Raw genomic sequence first — 19,400 nt, 5'->3', positions numbered from 1 at the left:
TGCCACTTTGCCACAAGCGCATACATTAGAGTATCGAAATGAAGGGCCGAACCGGCGCTGTTCAACAGAGCCATTTTCAAAACGCCTTCGGGCAGCTGAAGCCGGACAGCGCCGGCAGCAGGAAGGGATTGGCTCCCGACCCGGTCTGYAACGTGTAGGCGACGTCGCGACCGCCGATCACGAAGCGCACTTCCGTGCTGCCACCGCTGCTGGTGACGGCCGCCTTGTCCAGCAGTCGCTTCAAGGCCCAGGGCCCCTGGAATTTGAGGGCGGACTCGCGGCCTGGCATTTCCGGCGTCAGGCTGAGGCTGGCGGATCCGGAGGCGGTGCCGTTTGGCCATGTCACCGTGCTCGGCGCGTTGCCGGCCTGCGCGCTCTGGACGGTCTGCCCGTCGACATCGAGCACCGCGCTGTCAGCCTCRCTGTTCAGCGAAGAGGGTGTGAAGGTGATCGAGACCGACGGCGCCGAACCGCCGGAGGGGAAGAAGGCGCTGCGGATTTCCGCCGCCGACTGGAACGCCTTCAAGGTTGACTTGGCGAGATCGCGGCCTGAACGGGCATCCTGCTTCCAGGTCCAGTCCTGGCCCGTCATGTCGATCAGCGGCGCAAGGTTTTGCGCGAAGAACCGGTCCATCAGGCCGCCCGGCGCGAACAGCCTGGCGAAATCGGCAATCGAGATTTCCTCCGTGCTGTCGCCGGCGAAGGGATAATGGCCGTTGACGGCCTCCTCGCAGGGACGCGTGACCGTTTCGTCGAGCGCCTGGTTGAGGTTGGCGACCRAGGTCTCGGCGACATTGCCTTCGAACTCGTCCGCGGCCTGATCGACCATACGCGCGAGCTGCTTGGGCAGGCGCGAGGCATTGGCGCGCATCGTCGAAATCTGCAGCTTCAGGTTCGCGTTAACGCGCTCGCTCTGCGAGGGGACATCGGCCGCGAGCTTCAAGCCCTGGTAGATATCGTGGAAGTTCTGCGTCAGCGCATCGAGCGGGCGGCGCCCGGTGGAGCCGCTCACCAGCACCTGGAACGGCCGGAACTGCGCCTCCACGGTGGCGCCGGCATTCCGCGCGGCGGGCGAGCTCGTGCCGGCGCGGCTTTGCGACTTGCCGCCGGCGATCTGCAGGCCGATGCGGGCGAGGCCCTTGGCCATGCCGGCCATGTCCTGCTGCGCGGTGCCGCTTCCGCCCTCGGAGGCGGCATTGTCCTTCGTCAACGCGGTTTCGTCGGCGATCGCCGTGAACAGCCGGTCGAGCGGCGAGTCCGGCGAAGCTGCGGCTGAGAGCACGACATATTGCGGCTTGTCCTTCAGCATCGCCCTCAGCTTCAGCTGATCGAGCGCGCCGTTCCATGCAGCCGCGAATTCCTTGCCGTAGCGGTCGATGAGCTCGGGGCCGAGCTTGGGCAGATCCTGGTCGATACCGCCTTGCTCGCCGCCGCCTCCGAGCACCCATTGGTCGTCGGCAAGCATCTGCGCCATGCGCGAGAGCTGCGGCAGGTAGAAGCCGTTGAAGCCGGCCCGGGTGTAAAGGCCCGGAACGCGAAGATCGGAGAGCTCGCTACCGTCCATGCGTTCGAACAGCAGCTGCGCCTCGGGGCCTGCTTTCGCGGAGACGGAAAAATCCTCGAGCCTTGCCGCGTAGACCGCCGACCTGATCAGCGCCGACGCGCGGTCGGCAAGGCTCATGCGCCCGAGCGAGCGCTGCGCTGCCTCGACCAGCGGCTGGTTGAGCGCGAAGACCGGGTCATAGGCATCGTCGAGCGTGAGCATGGCGCGCAAATGCTTTTCGAGCTGCGCGCGGCCCTCGCGATTGTTCTCGCCCGGATAGCGGTTTTCCTCCCAGTCCTGYTTCATCCAGGAGACGATCAACTCGTCATCGACCTTGGGCGCCTTGCCGCCCARCATCAGGTAGATCTTCAGTGGCTCGTAGAGCGCGATCGGGTCGGCCATCCTGGCCTGGATCGTCCGCTCCGCCTGAACAAGGAGCCGGGAGCGGAAGCTTCGCTCCAGTGCCTGCCGGTAAGCCGTTTTGGACGCCGAGAGCAGCCTCTCCCGCTGGCTCAGCCCAAACGTCTCCTCGATCGGCTTCGTCTGGTCGGCGGTCTCGAATCCGGCTGGCAGGTTGCGCAGCTGATCGAGCGGGCCGATGACGTTCTCCAGATCGACATCGCTCACCGTCGTGCTCTTCAGCAGCGAGTCCGCGCTGTCGCGATAATGCGCCATGGCCTGCCTGGTGGAGTCGATCAGCGACCGGTTGGCCGCGAAGCTGACGCCGAGGACGCCGAGCGCTGCGAAGGCTGCCAGCGCGATCGCGGCGAGGCCGGCATATYTGGCGAATGCCGTGCGCCGTTCGGCCGTCCTGTCGAACGAGACCCAGCCGGCCTCCGGGAAGATCACCTTGGCCAATAGATCGTGCAGGAAGAAGCTTTTGCCGGTGCCGGAAAGATGCGCCTGCGCAGCGCTGCCGAAACTGCGGCCTATGGCGCCCAGCACCTGATCGATAGGCGTTCCTTCCTGCGTGCCCGAGGAGAAATAGAGCCCGCGCAGGCTGACGTTCACGTGCGCCCGCGACGGATCGAACAGGCTGCCGACAAAGCGCAGCACACGGGTCCTCAGCGCGCCGAACTGCGCCGGAAAGCCGAAGATCGCGATGCGCGCGGCCGGGTCGGTCTCGTCCTGCAGGCGGTCGGCGACCTCGTCTGCAAGTTGCCTGGCCAGCGCGTCGAACTGGGCCGGAGCCTCGCCGGTCATGTTCCTGTTGCGGTCGGTGGTCTGGAACGTCGCGCCCCACACCTTGCGCCGGCGGGCTTCGTCGAAATCGCCGAAATAGTCCATGAAGCCGGCGACGAGATCCGCCTTGGTGAAGAGCAGGTAGACCGGGAACTGGACCTTCAGCGTTTCATACAGCTCGCGCAGGCGGCTGCGGATCTCGGCGACGTGCGCGTCGATCTGTTGGTCGTCGAGGCTGATGAGGTCGCCTAGGCTGATGGCGAGGATCACGCCGTTGATCGGTTGCCTGGTGCGGTGCTTCTTGAGCAGCGCCAGGAAAGCAAGCCAGCTTGCCTTGTCGCGCTCGCGGTCCGAGTCCTGCATCGTGTAGCGACCGGCGGTATCGATCAGCACCGCATCGTCGGTGAACCACCAGTCGCAGGACCGCGTGCCGCCGACGCCGGCCAAGGGCTGCGCAGTGCCGGAGCCGGCAAGCGGAAACTTCAGCCCCGAATTGACCAGCGCCGTCGTCTTGCCGGCGCCCGGCGGACCGATGATGATGTACCAGGGGATCTCATAGAGGAAGTTGCGCTTGCCACTCGACCGCTTCAGCGTCGCAATGGCCTCGCTCATGCGCGCCCCGAGCACCTGCGCGTCGTCATTGCGATCATCGCTGTACGTGATTGCTTTCTCGAGCGCCCTTTGCGCCTTGCGCTTGTGCCAGAGCCGGATGCCGTAGAAGAGCGCAAGCAGCGCGACGCTCACGCCGATGATTGCAGCCCTCAGCCAGACGGGTTCGAGCGGACGGGTATCGGCAAAGTGGATCARCGGCCCGGCATACCAGACGGCCGCCGAGAACCCGGCAAGTGCAAGCAGGCTGAATATCCTGAGCGCCCAGCGCATCATCGCCGCTTCCCGCCGCGCCCGCTCACAGCGTCTCCTCCTTCGGGATCATCACATCGACGCGGCGGTTTTTGGCGCGGCCCTCCGCGGTCGCATTGTCGGCGATCGGCTCGTCTTCGCCCTTGCCGTCGACCATTATCCGCGACGGGTCCTTGAACGCTTTTGCCATCATCGCCTGCACGGCTTTGGYGCGGGCGACGGACAGGTCGAAGTTGGATTTGAATTGGCTCGATTTGCGCGGCTTCACATTGTCGGTGTGGCCGACAATCCGGATCGGCCCCGGCTCGGCATCGAGCGCCGTGGCGATGTCGGCCGCTATGGGCTGGAACTCCGGTTTCAGCTCGGCCTGGYCGGACGCGAACAGCAGCTGATTGTTGACCTCCACCACGATGAAATTGCCCTTCGTGCCGACGGTCAGCCCGCCGCCGGCGATCTCCTTGGCGAGCGCGGCGCGGATGCGGTCGATCTGGGTGATGGCGGCGGTCGCTGCGGCGACTGGGGGCGGTGGCGGGGAGGCTTCCGCGGGCTCGGCGAGCGGCGCCACGCTGGCGCGTTCGATGGTGGCCGGTGTCGACGGATTGAGCGCCAGCAGCTCGCCGGCCGTGGCATCCCCTTCATTTGTGATCAAGACCCGCAATCCGAAGAACGCCGCTGCCACCAGCGTCGCCGCGGCGGCAGCCACCGCCCAGAGCRGCAGCCGCGGCGATGGCTTTGACATCGTCGCCGCCATGCCTTGCCAATGGGGCGAGATGTCCTCCCCGGCGCGCGGGCGGAAATAGCGGATCGTGTCATAGACGTCCCGCCGGACGCGTTCGAGACTGTCGCCAGCCCGACCGCGATACTGGCCTTCGAAACCGAGCGACAGGCAGGCATGCATCACTTCGAGCAGGTCGTGATGGCCCTCCGGGCTGCCCAGGATCTTGTTCAGCGCCTCATAGAAACCGGTGCCGGTTGGCCTGGCGTGGAAGATTTTTGTCACCAGACTGTGCCCGCTCCAGCCGTCGTCCTTCGGCCAGGGCAGGTTGYCGACGAGATCGWCGGCGGTCTCGCAAAGGGCGAATTTCGCGATTCTGCCGTCCTCCGCGGCAACGCCGGCCGTCGCCAACTCCCGGTCGAAGGTCTCGATCGCTTCTGCGATGTGCTCCGCCAAGGGAGCCGCATGCCGCTCGACCGGCATCAGCCGCAACTGGCCGAACAGCATCAGCAGGGGCGCGGCCGCAGCGAGGATAGGATTTGCCGCTGCGTATTTCACGCCATCCGTGGCGTCGAGCACCGCTTCCTGTTGCAACGCCGGAGGGGATGGAGCGGGCGCCGCTGCATCGGCAGCGGCGCCCTGATAGATCACGGTTCCCGACGACCAGCCTGTCGGCATCCGCCGGCCGACGCCGGCGTCGAATAGCGTCGATTCTCTTAGAGGTGTCGAAACCGGCGCACCGCTGCCCGCAGGGGAACTCTCAGGAGCCGGCGATCGTTGCCTTGGCCGCGGCGCGCGGATGACGGTCTTGTCCGCCGGCCGGGAGGGATCGTCCTTCGAGCTCATCGGCGATCCACCCGCGATGCGCAGCGAACATGTCTTCGGCGAGAGACGAGGCCGACGTCGCGCTTTCCATGCCAAGACCGGGCGGCGGGCCGGATGGAAAGGCTCATCTCGCCGAAACATGACATTGCTGCACACGCCCCAAGCCACGCCGCTTTGCCCGCCAGGCAAGCTTCCATCCGCTATCCTAGTCGCACAGGCCCATGATTGAAATCGGAAAGCAGGATGGTCGAAGCGGTGGTTTCTTCTGTGAGACCCGTCACATAGCGCCTGGTTTGGCCTCGCCGGACTAGCCGGCTATTTCTGCTTGCCGGCCTTGGCGTAGGCTTCGCTGAAATAGGCGAGGAAGACGTCGAGCATGCCGTTCTCATGCGTCTCCTCCATGGTCCGCCAGGTGGCGACGAGCGCATCCCAGGCCTGGCTCTTCTTGGACGAAAAGGAGGTTGGCGGAAGCTTCCTGGCAATCGCCTCGGGCGACAGGTCGTCGAGCAGCCTGGAAAGCRCGGCCTGCATGGCGGCATAGGTTGCGAATTCGTGCGCCTTGAGGTCGCGGAAGGCGTCCTCGACGCTGTGYGCGGCGTCGAGATACCCGGCCCTGCGTTTGGCAAACATGATCTCCAGTATGTCGTCGGTGCCCGGCACGAATTTCAGCGGGTTGTTGTTCTCGGCGCCGATCATCGTGCGATGTGCGCTCTTGGCGAGCACCTTGGCTGCCGCGCGGGCCTTGAGCAGCAGCGACAATTGCTCGACCGTGGTTCGAAGCACGGTGCCGATCTCGGCGGCGACGTCTTGCGGGTCGCGCGACCGAAGCAGCTCAGGTGCGATGCCGGCGGCCTTCGCGATCTCCCGCAGCAAGCTGTCGGCTTCGGCGGAGYGGACAACCGGGGCTGCAGGGGTCGGCTGCAGCGCAGACGACGTCGATACCGGCGCCCGCTGTGCCGCGCGCTGCTCCGTCGGGCTGAAAAACGGCTCGTTGGAGAACTCCAGCGGCCTGCCTGTCGACTGCGGCAGCTCGCGCTGCGTCGAACCGGCCCTAGCCTGCGGATGGCCGGCGGCGATGCGTTCGTCATCGATCGAAACCGAAATGACATAGCGGCCGATCAGCAGCCGGTCGCCATGGGTGAGCCGATGCGGGCCGGCCATGCGCTGGCTGGAGCCGTTGATGAAGGTTCCGTTGCGCGAGATGTCGTAGAGCCAGAAGGCGCCCGCCTGAAAGCGAACCTCGCAATGCCGGCCGGAGATGAACTTGTCCGGGTCGGCGAGTGTCCAGTCGCAATTCTCGCGGCCGATCTCGAAGCTGCGGTCACGGGCGGCGTAGCTCGTCGCCGTGCCGGAAGGCAGCCTGTCGACATTGCTGATCTGGAGCGAGATGAACATCCGATACTGCCGCCGAGCCTCACCGATAGATACTTGTTTTCACGCAATTCCGGACGGAAACCGTTGCGGACTTTCCTGGAATTGTTCCGGCCATTCTATCAGCTTCAAGGAGCGGCGGGAGAGGAGCGTTTCACACCCGCGCATGCCCCGCGCATGGGGCATAGTTTAGCCGTCGCTGTTGTTTGGCCVCCGCCAAACATGTGCTAGGCTTGCGGTAGTCCGGTGCGGTGGGTGCGAAAAGTTCCCGAACGTGATGYGGTTAACATAGCGGGGGTTTCAATCCATCATACTGGCGGCCGCGTCCAGGAGGGGCACGACCCATGCCAAACGAACGTGCCACGGTTGTGCAAACGCCGCTTGGCGCCGACCTGCTGACCTTCACCCATCTCGTCGGGCGTGACGAGGTCAGCCGTTGCTTCGCCTATACCGTCGGCTTCGTCTCCAAGAGCCACGATGTCGATCCGCTGAAGATGCTGGGCGGCGCCGTCTCGGTCGAAGGCGAATCCGATCCGAAGCGCTGGTTCAGCGGCCTTGTGTCGGAGTTCAAGCTGACCCGCATCGAGGATCGGCTGGCCTATTACGAAGCGGTGGTCAGGCCGTGGCTCTGGTTCCTCGGCAACACCACCGACTGCCGCATCTTCCAGAACATGACGGTGGTCGAGATCGTCGAGAAGATCTTCTCGAAATACGGCATCGCGAAATTCGAGAAGCGCCTGCAGGGCTCCTATCCGTCGCGCGAATATTGCGTGCAGTATGACGAGAGCGATCTGGATTTCGTGCAGCGGCTGCTTGAGCACGAGGGCATCTTCTATTTCTTCGAGCACGACGAGGGCAAGCATACGCTGGTGCTTTGCGATGCGATGAGCAAGCTGAAGCCGGCGCCGGGCTACGAGAAGGTGCTCTATAACTTCGAGGGGCAGGGCTCGCGGCGCGACGTCGAATACATCACCGAATGGATCCCGGGCAGCGCGGTGCGGCCGGGCGCCTATGCCCATACCGACTATGATTTCCAGAAGCCGGGCGCCGACCTGATGGCGAAGTCGGCGCAGCCGTTCRGCCACAAGGAGGCCTCCGGCGAGAACTATCGGCAGCCCGGAGCGCATCTCGATGTCGGGCGTGGCGATACGGTTGCTGGAATCCGCCGCGAGGAGCTTCAGGCCGTGCACCAGCGCAGCACGGCTGTAGGCACCGTGCGCGGCCTTTTTTCCGGCTGCWCCTTCAAGCTGGAGAGTTTCCCGCGCGACGACCAGAACCAGGAATATCTGGTGATCAGCGCCGAATACAGGCTGTTCGATCCGGGCTACCGGACCCAGAACGAGGCCTTCACCGAGAACTTCAGGGTCGTGTTGGGGGCGGCACCTATTTCATTGCCTTACCGCCCGCCGCGCACCACGCCGCGGCCGATCATGCGCGGGCCGCAGACGGCGACGGTTGTTGGCCCCTCGGGCGAGGAGATCTTCACCGACAAATATGCCCGCGTGAAGGTGCAGTTCCACTGGGATCGCCTCGGCAAGAAGGACCAGAACTCTTCCTGCTTCGTGCGCGTGTCGCAGACCTGGGCCGGCAGCGGCTGGGGTTTCATCCAGATCCCGCGCATCGGCCAGGAGGTCATCGTCGATTTCATCGAGGGCGACCCGGACCTGCCGATCATTACCGGCCGTGTCTACAACGCCGCCGAGATGCCGCCCTACGGGCTGCCTGGCAACGCGACACAATCGGGCTGGAAATCCAACTCATCGAAAGGCGGCGGCGGTTACAACGAGCTGATGTTCGAGGACAAAGCGGGCTCGGAGCTGGTCAATTTCCAGGCACAGAAGGACCACCACCTGCTGATCAAGCACGACCGCAACAAGACGGTGCAACACGACCAGTCCGACCGCATCGACCACGACGCCAAGCATTCCGTCGGCCACAACCTCGACGAGGACGTCGGCAACAACAAGACGGTCAAGATCGGCGTCGACCAGACCACCAATATCGGCAGCAACGACACCGAGACGGTGGGCGCGAACCRCTCGCTGACGGTGATGGCAAACGAGACCATTCACGTCGTTGCGAATTCCACGGAAAATATTGATGCGAACCATTCCCAGACGGTGGGGCTGGTGCAGACGATCACGGTGGGTGCGGCGCGTGTAGACTCGGTAGGGGCCACGGAGACAAGAACCGTGGGCGCAGCGCAGACGAATACGATTGGCGCCTCACGGTCGGTGACGGTCGGAATCGAGCAGAGCCACGATATTGGAGCCGCTGATAGCTGGAACATCGGGACTGCGCAGAGTGTCAATATCGGCGCCGATCAGAGTTTCAAGATTGGAGGCGGGCAGACCACGGAAATCGGCAAAGGCCGCAGCACCAAAATAGCGGAAGACGACGCTACGCAAGTGGCTGGCGCACGTGCGCTGAAGATTGGCAAGGGCAGTGTGGTCGAGATTAACGAAGACGGTGCCATCAAGGTTGGGAAAGATCTGGTGATCGACGCGGGAGACTCGATCATCATCAAGTGCGGGTCAGCTGCAATCGGCATGAAGAAGGATGGCACGATCACGATCGAGGGCAAGGACATCACAGTCAAAGGGTCGGGCAAAATCAACGTGAAAGCTTCGAGCGATATCACAATGAAAGGTTCGGAAATTAAGCAGAATTGAGGGCGTTGGCGATGACACGAACGGCCGAACGGATCGATGGAGTTGTGATCGGTATATTCCTGGGCTTCGRCGAGAATGCCCCCCTGGTCGTCTTTCCCGGCAACCTGCGAGAGACGGCTATTCCCGCGCGTAGCCTTGCAGAACTCACCTCGGAAATGATTGGCGCAGAGGTAGCTTTGCTGTTTCAGGATGGAGATCCCGGTCGACCACTTATTGTCGGGCGGATCATTGATCCCGTTCCCAAATCAGATGCTTCGACCATCATTCGAGACGGCGAACGTGTTCGAATTAGCGCCAACGAACGTATCGAGCTTCGCTGCGGCAAGGCGACCATCATCATGGAAAAGGATGGTCACATCACTATACGCGGTACGTATCTGACAAGTCATGCCAGCGCGGCAAACCGAATCCGCGGTGGCTCGGTAAATCTGAACTGATGCCAGCGCCAGCTCTTCGCGAAATTGTCCGTCAACATGCCGAGATGGCAGCGTTCCTTTGGACTGTTTACGACCGTCATCTGCTACATCCTGACGAAAATCCTGAAATGGACGAGCTGCGCCTCGCCCGGTTGGTCGAGCGACTGGAGGCGCATCTTGATGGCCTTAAAGTAGCCGGCGACGTGGGTAGCCAAATTGCGAGGGAGCGCTATGCCGAGTACCCTGAACCCGGGGAATTGTTTGTAGTTCGCATGCTTTCAGTGGCTCAGCCGCCGCGCATCGTTGATCTGGATGTTGAAAAAGTCCGCGCGTGGTTGTCCGCCAACAGAGACTGAAAAGTCTACGTCCAGCCAGAACTAGCCCGACGATCGACGCGAAGACAATGACGATCACGTTATGCAGAAATGGATTCTTGCGAAGAGCTTTTCTGCGTTATTTCTATGCCTGCCGTCCTTCCAAACGCTGCACGTCTCCGGGCGACTTTCATCTGCTAGAACGGAACTAGGCCAGCGAACGGGACCGAGACCCACGCGCGGCCGTCGAAGATATGTGCTGCCTCATCGTCGAAAGTCACGCAGAAATCATCGTTCGACGAGAGATAATACCCCGGCCGATCATAGACGGTAGCGAAGGAACCATCTCCGGCGATCTCGTCTATTGTCTCAGCCTCCAACGTGGTCAGTAGGCGGCCTTTGAACGCGTGAACATCCTGCAAACTCGGTCGATCTTCGGAAACATCAGTCCATGTACCAGAGCCATACAGGAAGGCGACGCCTTCATCTCCCACGACCGCTCCTTTTTCCGGCGAGGTGAAGGCGATTCCATGCAGATCTACATTAGTCGGCAGGTGATCAACTGAAGCCGTGCCCGCGACGTACGTAATGATCCGGCCAGTCGAGGCTGCGAACACATACTCGTCCGCCTTCCTTCGAGCGACCGAATAGACGTCCTGCTTGCCGCGGAATGGAACCCGTTGCCAGGCACCACGCCGATTCTCAAAGATAAGACCATCTTCGCCCATAATGAACTGAGGTTCGTCTGCGAAACCCGCGAGTTTGATCGTACCTAGAAGATCGACGCTGGCGATCGGTTCGACCCTGTCTCCGATCGACAGTATTTGGCCGTCCCAGACAGCTCCAAAAAGTCTGCCGACGCGGTTGRCCCAAATCGATGCTATCCATTCGCGAATCTCGGCGACGAGACGAACCTGTGGGTTCCTTCGTCCGCTAAAGTGATAGATGCGAGAAAGATGGTTACCGGGACCGAGTTCCTCGTAGAACAGGCAGTAAAACGCATCCTTGATTGYGATGTGGGCGTCGGTGCATTCCATTGTTCATACCTTCGGTACGTCGCATTGAACTTCATCGAGTCGGTCTTGGCTACGCTTTCTAGTGGCCCATTTGAAATATGTGTCGCATATGGCCTTCAAGCACTCCTGCGCGTCGGGGCTAGCTGCCAGCTTCGGCAGGCTTTCGGCCGTATGTTGAAGTTCGGCATCGCGGGCGGATGCGTAACTTTGCGAACAAGCTCCTGACTTGCCAGCGCCGCCCGCCCGGCGCTGGGCTGCCGCACGCTTGATCTGCTTGCGGGATTTCTTGCCGTGCTGAGTAGTTTTCTTCTTGCCGTCGTTGAGGCATATGCAGGGCGCGTCGCCTTCCGTGTAGCGCGGGAACGCACTTATGGGCCCGCCACCACGCTCGGGTTCGAAAAATGCATTCTGAATAACATGATCAGACTGTTGCTTACCCTTCTTGCAGTGATTGTCGGCCTCGTCATAGGGGTGCACGTGGATGTCAATTGAGGCAAGCAACGCCAGGCAGTTCTGCCCGCCTACGGACAAGGCCGCTATGTGAACCCAAGGTGGGGTGTTGCCGACCGGAGAAGCATGATTGTTGGTGGCAAGGTCTGTGTTACGGATAACCGGCTCGCCGTCGAATTTCACGTTGTTTGACCAGGAGTTGAAGTACTCCTTGCCGGTGTTCTTCGAAGTGACAACGCCTTTTTTGGCARCACAACCCGCCTCTGTCCCTGACGTTCTGGACAAGTCGGATTTGTTCTTGATGTTAACGGTCTGGTCGCCGATCTTGACTGTGCTCGTCCCCTGCTCGGTATCGCTGGCCATCCCGAAGCTGGGGTACGGGATGGGCACCCCGGGAGGGGTCGCCGGGTTTTCGGGTGGTGTGAAGCAAACGTCAGGGAATGCGGCAATCGTCTGGGCGTTCACCGCCTTGCCGGAAATTTCCAGACCGTTTGCGAAGACATTGCCCATCAGGCGAATCTCGTCGCAAAGAGTGCGGCGCCGCAGGCGCCGGCATCGTTTGATGCTTCGATTAGCACCGGACTGCCGGCGGCGTACCCTTTACGGGACGCCGTCCAAGCCATGCCAATCATGAGCGGACCTGCTGCCGCGCCGACATTTCCAAGCGATTCGCCTGGAGACCAGATATCCTGAAAATCGTGACGGCCGCGCAATAGTCGCAAGCTTGCCAGTGCGCTCTGCTTGAACCAATATTGCTCACCAATCAGATCGGCTATGCGATAGCCGAGTCGGCTCATCTCGATGCGGGTTTCCTTGAAGGCAATTTCGTATGCCGCGGTCATGCCATCGCCACGCAAGGGCAAGTCCTCGGGATTGTAGATCGACGCGGCCTCGCGGGCCAGGCCGAGGCCGAAGAGGCGAAAGCCACGATGTCCCGATCGCTGGCATAAAACTGCGGCAGCTGCTTCGCCGGGAATAAAACCGTTGGGATTTTCGGGCGCCAGAAGTCGGTTGTTCTTCCGGTAGTGCTCGATGGCCGGAGCCGTCAGATAGCTATCGACGCCGGCGATCATCACGTAAGGTGCCTCACCGGAGGCAATCATCCTGCGCGCTTGTTCCAGCGCCACATGCCCTGATGCACGATCGTGATTGATGATGCGAGAGCGCGCGTGGGGCTCGACATCGACAATTTCAGCGATATGGTGGAGCAGACGAGCTCCGTCAGCTACCGGCCGGCCTGGCCGACTCTCCTCCGCCAAGCAGAGAATGAGTGCAGTTTGACCTCGTGCTTTGGGAACGCTTTCAAAGGCTTCGCAGATCGCCGCGGCGGCAAGATGAGCCATCCGCTTTTCGCCGATCCAGCCGCGTGGCAGCGGCACCGGCGCGCCGATCAGCCATTGACCGCCCGGCCCAAGGAAGCGAGTTTCCTGGAAACCATCGAGTCGGGCACGCATCGCTGCGCAGGCCGAGGGCGCGTCAAGGCCGACGGCCGTCACCATGCCGATTGCGGCTATATCGATTGTGATACTCATGCGTCTTCGGCCTCGTCGTCGGCGACAGTGAGGCTAGCCCGAACATAGGCGCGCCCGGTGGCGCGTGCTCGCAGCATCGACTCGGTCGGCGGGCCAACCCAGCATTCGGAAAAATCGAGGATGGTACGCTGGATACGTTGCGACACGCGCCAGACCAGCGAGAAGCGGCGCTTCTCAGTGTCCAGAAGAACAGTATCGGGAAGTATGTCGGCCTCGTACGCTTTCTGCCTGCCCTTGAATAACGTCATCGGCAATGCCGACGAGGGCAGCCGAAAACTCACACGCCCCTCCGGCGTCAGATTCACCAGCACCACTTCTTCGCCTCCTCGCGGATGGTCGATCTGCTGGTCGGGCGGCGCCATCTGGAAATAGCGCTCGTCGAAATCCTCAGGCAGGAAAGGGAAGACGTTGTCGATCCAGTTCTGGTCATAGGTACCGCCATATTCGATGCGGCCAGGCCAGCCGCGGCCCATCGGTCCGAAACTCATCGGCTTGTAGTCGCCGAAGGGCGAGCGGATTTCCTCATTGATAGCCTGCGTGTTCGGCAGGCGAAGGCCTGGAATGAACCGCTGGTTCTTCGCGCGCGACCAGCCGGTACCGACCGGGTTGTATTTGTAGCTGGCGGGAAGCTGGTCGCCGGGGTCCAGCCGGTCGACGCCACCCCAGGCGACATCGTAGGAGATCGGCAGTTTCAGGAAGGGCTGCGGTGCGGTTGCGGTGAACATGGGCCCGACAGCACGCCATTCGCGGTGGCCGACGACTTCGAACAGCTTCGACCAGTTGCCGACCTTGATGCCGACCGGCACCCGCTCCGCCGGGCGTCCGCCCGGCGCGTAGGCGCAGCCATTGGCGATCACGTCGCAGCGCGGTTTGCGGAAGGCGAAGTCGGTTTCCCACAGTGCTGCCGAATAGCCCGGCGCGCCGGTATGCGTATCGGCCATGACCAGCGGAACCTGTTCCGCCGATTTCCGCACCAGTCCGCCCGGCTTCTCCGGAAAATYGAACGTGCCCTTCACCACCACGACCAGCCACTCATGGCCGGCCTTATCCATGCCCATAGTGAACTGGTGCGGATAGCCCATCTGGTTCCAGATCTGCATCAGCTGGTCTCCCAACTCGCGGCGAAGATCTGCTCCAGCACCGGCTGCGGCGTCTGCGGATCGACATCGAAAATGTCCGAGCGCGCTGTCCACATGACGAGGTCGTCGATCGTGTCACCATCCTGTTCGACAGGTGGCGGGGACAGGGCCGTCAGGGCGGTATCCAGTTCGTCGGGCGTCAGCTCGCCCTGTCGCGCGGCGAAGGCCGCTTCCTCGATGCTGTCGAACCAGCCGTCCGCATAGGCCAGCGTGAGAGACGCCTCGGTGAGCCGCACGACGACGCTCAGGGGAAACCGGCGGCCAATCCTGTCGGCGCTTTGCACGACGATGCCCATCGAGGCGCCGAAGGAGGCGGGGCCTGCCAGAAACCGCAACGCGGTGTCCGCCGGCCAAGTTCCAAGGTCAAACAGCGGAACGATGTGCTGCGCCAGCCAGCKGTCCCAGGCGCGCACGAAATCGCCCGGCAGCCGCCGCGTCACGAAATCGCCGGTGGCTGGCATTTTGCCGTAGAAGCCGGCCGTGTTCATATCTGCGGCGGACATGTGAACTTCTTGAACATTTCGAGCGTGTAGGGGTTCTCGACGCTGGCTGCCTTGAGCTCGAAATCGGCATACATGCCTTTCGTCCCGAGCCGCAGGCTGTAGACGTCGGAGAGCTTGGTTCCGGCGAACTTGCCGCCGCGCAGCATCCTCAGCCACGCCCAACTGCCGGTCTCGTTGAGCATCACCTCGGGCGAGCCGTCGACCGGCTGGAAGGCGAGCGAGATCACGCCCGTCCCGTCCTTGCCGGGCCATGTCATCGGCTGCGGCCTTGTCGCGTTGTTGTAGTAGACGAGGTTCTGGCCATCGAGATTGAGCGTCACGCGCGCCACGTTGGGCGACAGGTCCTTCGGCTCTAGCGTGAAGTTCATCACCGGGCCGGTGCCGCCGGGGAACAGGTCGTCGCGTATGTGCCTTGCCTGTTCGAACGCCGGCAGCGCGGAAGGGTCGAGGCCGAAATCGGCGCGCCATTTCCAGGGCTCGCTGGCAGTGTCGACATAGTTGATCAGATGGTCGTTGATGAAGGCGTCGATCAGGCCGGCGGGTCCGAACAGGCGCTGGAAATCGCGCACATTGACGTCGACCGCGCTGTCCGGGCTGAAGGGATAGCGGTTGTTGAGCGCTGCCTGGCAAAAGGGCAGGATGTCGGCGCGCCAGATGGCGTTGAGCTCGTTGGTGACCGCCTTCTGCGACAGGCCRCTGGTGTCGCCAGCAATGCCGCCCAGCCAGTCGTTGATCGGCGAGGGCAGGATCTGCGCCTGYCGTGCGACCGCGCCCGTCAGCTCGGCGAGGCCGCCCTGCTTCTTGATGGCCTCCTGCGGATCGGGATTGGCGGTCACCGTCTGCAGCACGTTGGAGAGCGCGGTCAGCGCCACAACGGCGGCATCGAGCGCCGGCGGCTGGCCGTCGACTTGGGCGATAGTGCCCTTAAGCGGCTTGAAATGTTCGGCCACCAGGCTGCCCGTCATGTCGACCTGATTTGCCGAGCCGGCGCGCGGCAAAAGCTTTGCCCCCGTCTTCACCACCTTGCCCAGCTTGCCGAGCTTGGAGAGCAGCTTCGAGCCGGTCTTGRCGGCGCCGCCGCTCTTGTTGTCGGCCGACGCGTCGTCGGATCGGGTGAGATCGGTTTCCTGCACCACCGCTGTCAGCAGGCGCTTCAGCGCGGAATCGGCGCTCGAAAGGTCCTTGAGGTTTTCGCTGGCGACGTTGAGGTCGRTCAGCGGCGCCAGCCGCATGTCGCGCAGGAAGCTGTCCCACTGCGCGATATAGTCGTCGTAATAAAGCTTCAGAATATCCACCGACAGCGCCGACACTGAGGTCTCGGAATTCTCCGAGCAGCCGCCGGCGAACACCGCGCGGTCGAGCGCCGCCTGCGCGGCAACATCCTCGACGCGGTCGAGAACGGCATCATGGAAGCCGGCATAGGTGTAGGGGCCGGGAACGCCGACGCGCAGCGTCTTGTCGGAGCGCCGCGCGAACACTTTGGCGCCATTGGGTCCGGCGAAATTGGCAGGTACCCATTCCTTCACGCCGGCGACTTCCGGGTCGGYGAGCAGCTGCTTGTAGGCGCGCTCCGGCAGCGAGACCGTGCACACCGTCTTCAGCGCCTCCGCCACCAGCTCCTTGTCGGGGGCGATGTAGCTGTCGTCGACCGCCATGCGGCGGATCGCGGCAAGCTGGTGGTCCTCGGCATCGGTGGTGGGGAAGGACGGGGCTGCAGCAAATTGCGGCAGGCTGTTCACCCACCAGTTCTGGACGAAGTCGGGGTCCATCTGCGACAGGCCCGTCATCATGCGATAGGTCTTCAGCGCGCCGAGCATGAAGTCCGGATCGCGGATCTGTCGCCACATCGTTGCTTCGAGCAGTGCCACCATATGCGGCTCCAGCACGTTGCGCAGCGCATGGTCGTAGGTGTCGGTCTGCGCCCGCACCAGCTCCGCCGAGGCGGTCGGCCCGAGCAGGTTGTGGGCCGCATCCGGCGGCGCGGTGCGGGCCGTAGCCACCGCGTCCATCGCGGCCAGCGCGCCGTCCATCGTCGGCTGCTCCACCGATGCCGGCGTGGCGGAAACGTCCGTCAGCGGCGCCTGCAGCGCCTCGAACTGGCCGGCCTGCGCGGTGATGGCGTTGCGGTTGTCGAGATAGGACCAGGTAAACAATCCGACGGCGAGCAGCGCCACGGCCGAGCATGCGGCCGCCGCGCCGCGCCAGATCCAGGCGCGGCGGCGCTGCGCCAGCGGATCGAACGTGCCGAGGCCGGCTTCCTTGAAGATGACCTCGGTCAGAAGATTGCGGAGGAAGAAGCTGCGCTTCTCGACGCGCGGCGCGAGCATCGCGCGGCGCGGCGGCAGGCCGAAGGAGGAGGAAAGCGCCGCGGTGAGCCGGTCGATCGGCGCGCCTTCCTGTGTCGCCGACGTCAGATAGAGGCCGCGCAGCCAGGCCGCCTCTTCGTAGCGGCTTTCACCGAACATCGCCTCGACCAGCACCTGGATCGGCTCGGAGAGGCTGGCGAGCTGGGCCGGGAAGCGGAAGATCTCGGCGCGCGAGCCGAGCTTATCCTCGTCCTCAAGCCGCGGCACCAGCCGCCGCTCCAGTTCCGCGGCAAGCCTGGCCAGCTCCGTCTGTATCATGCCGGCGTCGACCCGCGCATCGAGCGCGAACGTCGTTCCCCACACCTGTTCGCGAGCGGCGGTCGACAAGCCGCCGAAGAAGGCCTCGAACCCCTTGATCAGGTCGGCCTTGGTCAGCATCAGGTAGACGGGCAGGCGGATTTCGAGCCGGTCGTTGAGCTCCGCCAGCCGGCGGCGGATCTTGCGGCCATGCGCCTTGATCGCATCGTCGCCTTCCGAGAGCGTGTCGATCGACAGCGCGACGATGACGCCGTTCAGCGCCCGTCGGCCCCGATGTTTCTTCAGCAGGTCGAGGAAGCCCAGCCATTCCGCCGCGTCGACGTCCGGCTGGCTTTCCTGCTGGACGTAGCGGCCGGCGGTGTCGATCAGAACCGCGTTCTCCGAGAAGAACCAGTCGCAATTGCGCGTGCCGCCGACGCCCTGCAGATCGTCGGTGAGATCGATCGGGAAGTTGAGGCCCGATTGGCGCAGCGCCGTGGTCTTGCCGGTGGCCGGCGGTCCGACGATGACATACCACGGGATCTCGCGCAGGAATTTTCTGCCGCCGAGCTTGCGCCGTTTGAGCTCCGCCATCACCTCGGCGAATTTGGCGCCGACGGCCGCGACGCTTTCCTCGCCGGGGGTGAGCTGCTTCTCCACCGCAGGCGCCGCGATCTCAGCGACAAACATGCGGTTGGCGCGGATGGCGCGGCGCTGGGCGATGATCAGCCAGATCAGCCACAGGATGATCAATCCCGCGATGATGGCGATGCGCACATTGTCGGAATCGAACGGTGAATAGGGGCCGACCTGGACGATCGGGYCGAACACCCAGATGAGAAGCGAAAGCAGCGCGATGCCGATCAGCGTCCACAGGAAGCGCGAGGTGAGAACCGCCCAGAGGAAGCGCAGGATGAACATCTCAGAGCCTCTTCTCGACCAGCACCTCGACGCGCCGGTTGAGCGCCCGGCCCTCGCGTGTCGAGTTGTCTGCCACGGGGTCGGTTTCCGCGCGCCCTTCGGAATGGACGCGCTCCTTCGGCACGCCGGCCTGCACCAGCAGGTTGGYTATCGTCTCGGCCCGCGCTTCCGAAAGCCGCTGGTTGGTCGCAAGCGGGTTGGACTTTTGCAGTCGCACATTGTCGGTATGACCGACGACGGTGATGTTGCCGATCAGCTCCTGATTGGCGAGGATCACCTTGGCGATCGACGCCACCAGCGGTTCGTAGCCTTCGGTAAGCGTCGCGCGTGACGACTGGAAAAGCTCGGGGTTGGAAGACTGGATGATGAGTTTGGCCAGCGAAACGCTCTCTGTGCCGCTCAGTGCCCCCTTGAGGCCATCCGGCGCCTCGGCCTTGAATTCCGGCAGCAGCGCGAAATCGACCGGCTCCGGCTGCGGCGCTTCGGGTTCGGGCGCGTCGACCTTGGGCGCGGCGCGGGCGACATCCGTGCGCTGCGGCGGCGGCAGCGCGCGCACCAGGGCGGAAAGCTCGACCGCCTGGCTGCTCAGCCCCATCGAAAGCCCGACATAGGCGGCGGCGGCGATGACAACCGCGGCAAGCGCCATCACCCAGATCGGAACGATGAATCGCTGCGGCTCGTCGGGAGCGACCACGCCCCTCCAGTTCGGCGACAGCGGCGCGTCTTCGGCGTCAGCGTTGCGCAGGAAGCGGGCTGCCGCCACGCGCACGGCGTTGAGCGAACGGTCGCCGGCGCGGCCGGGCACGCGATATTTGCCGCGGAAGCCGAGCGCCAGGCAGTAATATTGCAATTCCAGCAATTCGCGGTCGCGGTTCGGGTGCCGCTCCAGTTCGTCGAGACGAGAGAAGAACTGCGTGCCGGCATCGACGTCGCCGCGCAGCATGACCACCAGCGGCTGGCGCGGCCATGCGCTGGCGCCGCCCCAGGGCGTGTTGAGCGCGAGATCGTCGAGCAGCGCGGCCACCGCCCAGGCGGCCTGGTCGGCCCGCTCCAGCGAGGAGCCTGCCGCCATGGCGGCATCGCGCGCCCGCACCAACTCGTCGAGCAGGCGCGTGCGCAACACCTCCGGGTTCTCCGGTGCCAGCGCGCTTTCGAGCTCCGGCGCGAATTCGAGCAGCGGCGCGAATGTGTTGATGAGCATGTTGGGATGCGCGCGCGCCCGCTTTACCGGCGCGCTCGGCGTCAGCGGCGTCATCGGCCGGGGAGACGCGCCGGTCAGYCTGATCCGCGTGCGTTCGCGATCCTCCGACAGTCCGAAAGGATCATCCCGGCTCATG

At 63.6% G+C, this 19,400-nt stretch carries 13 protein-coding genes; 3 read left to right on the top strand and 10 right to left on the bottom strand.

Annotation, left to right across the window (positions count from 1 at the left end; all coding sequences use genetic code 11):
- Positions 1–76: 76 nt before the first annotated feature.
- The 3 genes from tssM (ORS3428_RS08210) to tagH form a co-directional block, all read right to left on the bottom strand.
- Positions 77–3,610 carry a type VI secretion system membrane subunit TssM gene (gene tssM, locus ORS3428_RS08210; protein WP_071096311.1) on the bottom strand — a complete coding sequence of 1,178 codons (3,534 nt, stop codon included), beginning with the start codon at positions 3,608–3,610 and terminating at the stop codon, positions 77–79.
- A gap of 22 nt (positions 3,611–3,632) precedes the next feature.
- On the bottom strand, positions 3,633–5,147 hold the full coding sequence (gene tssL / locus ORS3428_RS08205; protein ID WP_071096309.1) for a type VI secretion system protein TssL, long form: 1,515 nt from the start codon (positions 5,145–5,147) through the stop codon (positions 3,633–3,635).
- Positions 5,148–5,441: 294 nt separating this feature from the next.
- Positions 5,442–6,521 carry a type VI secretion system-associated FHA domain protein TagH gene (gene tagH / locus ORS3428_RS08200; RefSeq protein WP_071096307.1) on the bottom strand — a complete coding sequence of 360 codons (1,080 nt, stop codon included), beginning with the start codon at positions 6,519–6,521 and terminating at the stop codon, positions 5,442–5,444.
- A 320-nt stretch (positions 6,522–6,841) separates the two neighbouring features.
- Here tagH and tssI point away from each other — a divergent pair, with 320 nt between their 5' ends.
- Genes tssI through ORS3428_RS08185 form a run of 3 tightly spaced genes read left to right on the top strand, consistent with a single transcriptional unit; the run spans position 6,842 to position 9,941 of the window.
- Positions 6,842–9,169 (top strand): type VI secretion system Vgr family protein, encoded by a 2,328-nt coding sequence (tssI, locus tag ORS3428_RS08195; RefSeq protein WP_071096305.1) that lies wholly within the window; start codon positions 6,842–6,844, stop codon positions 9,167–9,169.
- Between the two features lie 11 nt (positions 9,170–9,180).
- Entirely contained in the window at positions 9,181–9,606 is a 426-nt protein-coding gene (locus ORS3428_RS08190) for a DUF6484 domain-containing protein (protein ID WP_071096303.1), read from the top strand.
- Positions 9,606–9,941, top strand: a complete 336-nt coding sequence (locus tag ORS3428_RS08185; RefSeq protein ID WP_071096301.1) for a hypothetical protein — start codon at positions 9,606–9,608, stop codon at positions 9,939–9,941. The genes ORS3428_RS08190 and ORS3428_RS08185 overlap by 1 nt, the downstream gene beginning before the upstream one ends.
- Before the next feature lie 155 nt (positions 9,942–10,096).
- On the opposite strand, the gene ORS3428_RS08180 is transcribed toward ORS3428_RS08185, so the two are convergent.
- From ORS3428_RS08180 to tssL (ORS3428_RS08150), 7 genes are read right to left on the bottom strand one after another with little or no spacing between them, the layout of a single operon-like run.
- Positions 10,097–10,936, bottom strand: coding sequence for a hypothetical protein (locus ORS3428_RS08180; protein WP_071096299.1), 840 nt, complete (start codon positions 10,934–10,936; stop codon positions 10,097–10,099).
- A 3-nt stretch (positions 10,937–10,939) separates the two neighbouring features.
- Positions 10,940–11,875 carry a DUF4150 domain-containing protein gene (locus tag ORS3428_RS08175; protein WP_071096297.1) on the bottom strand — a complete coding sequence of 312 codons (936 nt, stop codon included), beginning with the start codon at positions 11,873–11,875 and terminating at the stop codon, positions 10,940–10,942.
- Positions 11,875–12,897: a beta-ketoacyl synthase N-terminal-like domain-containing protein gene (locus tag ORS3428_RS08170; protein ID WP_071096295.1), complete on the bottom strand. Its 1,023-nt coding sequence runs from the start codon at positions 12,895–12,897 to the stop codon at positions 11,875–11,877. Before ORS3428_RS08170 ends, ORS3428_RS08175 begins: the two co-directional genes overlap by 1 nt.
- The gene (locus ORS3428_RS08165) at positions 12,894–13,997 is read right to left on the bottom strand and encodes a DUF2169 family type VI secretion system accessory protein (RefSeq protein ID WP_071096293.1); all 1,104 of its coding nucleotides are present in this window, start codon (positions 13,995–13,997) and stop codon (positions 12,894–12,896) included. The genes ORS3428_RS08170 and ORS3428_RS08165 overlap by 4 nt, the downstream gene beginning before the upstream one ends.
- Positions 13,997–14,524, bottom strand: coding sequence for a type VI secretion system-associated protein TagF (gene tagF, locus ORS3428_RS08160; protein ID WP_071096291.1), 528 nt, complete (start codon positions 14,522–14,524; stop codon positions 13,997–13,999). Before tagF ends, ORS3428_RS08165 begins: the two co-directional genes overlap by 1 nt.
- The gene (gene tssM, locus ORS3428_RS08155; protein WP_071096289.1) at positions 14,521–18,063 is read right to left on the bottom strand and encodes a type VI secretion system membrane subunit TssM; all 3,543 of its coding nucleotides are present in this window, start codon (positions 18,061–18,063) and stop codon (positions 14,521–14,523) included. Before tssM (ORS3428_RS08155) ends, tagF begins: the two co-directional genes overlap by 4 nt.
- 1 nt (position 18,064) lies before the next feature.
- Positions 18,065–19,399, bottom strand: a complete 1,335-nt coding sequence (gene tssL, locus ORS3428_RS08150; RefSeq protein WP_071096287.1) for a type VI secretion system protein TssL, long form — start codon at positions 19,397–19,399, stop codon at positions 18,065–18,067.
- Position 19,400 lies beyond the last annotated feature (1 nt).

Origin of the sequence: Mesorhizobium sp. ORS 3428, assembly GCF_001854785.1 — a bacterium.
In the GTDB taxonomy this organism is placed as follows: domain Bacteria; phylum Pseudomonadota; class Alphaproteobacteria; order Rhizobiales; family Rhizobiaceae; genus Mesorhizobium.
The sequence above is the reverse complement of the archived record's forward strand: the minus strand, read 5'-3'. Positions and strand labels throughout refer to the sequence as shown.

Bases quoted from the DNA above. Each gene is read 5' to 3' on its own strand.
- ORS3428_RS08185 (WP_071096301.1), top strand. From the start codon at position 9,606: ATGCCAGCGCCAGCTCTTCGCGAAATTGTCCGTCAACATGCCGAGATG.
- ORS3428_RS08170 (WP_071096295.1), bottom strand. From the start codon at position 12,897: ATGAGTATCACAATCGATATAGCCGCAATCGGCATGGTGACGGCCGTC.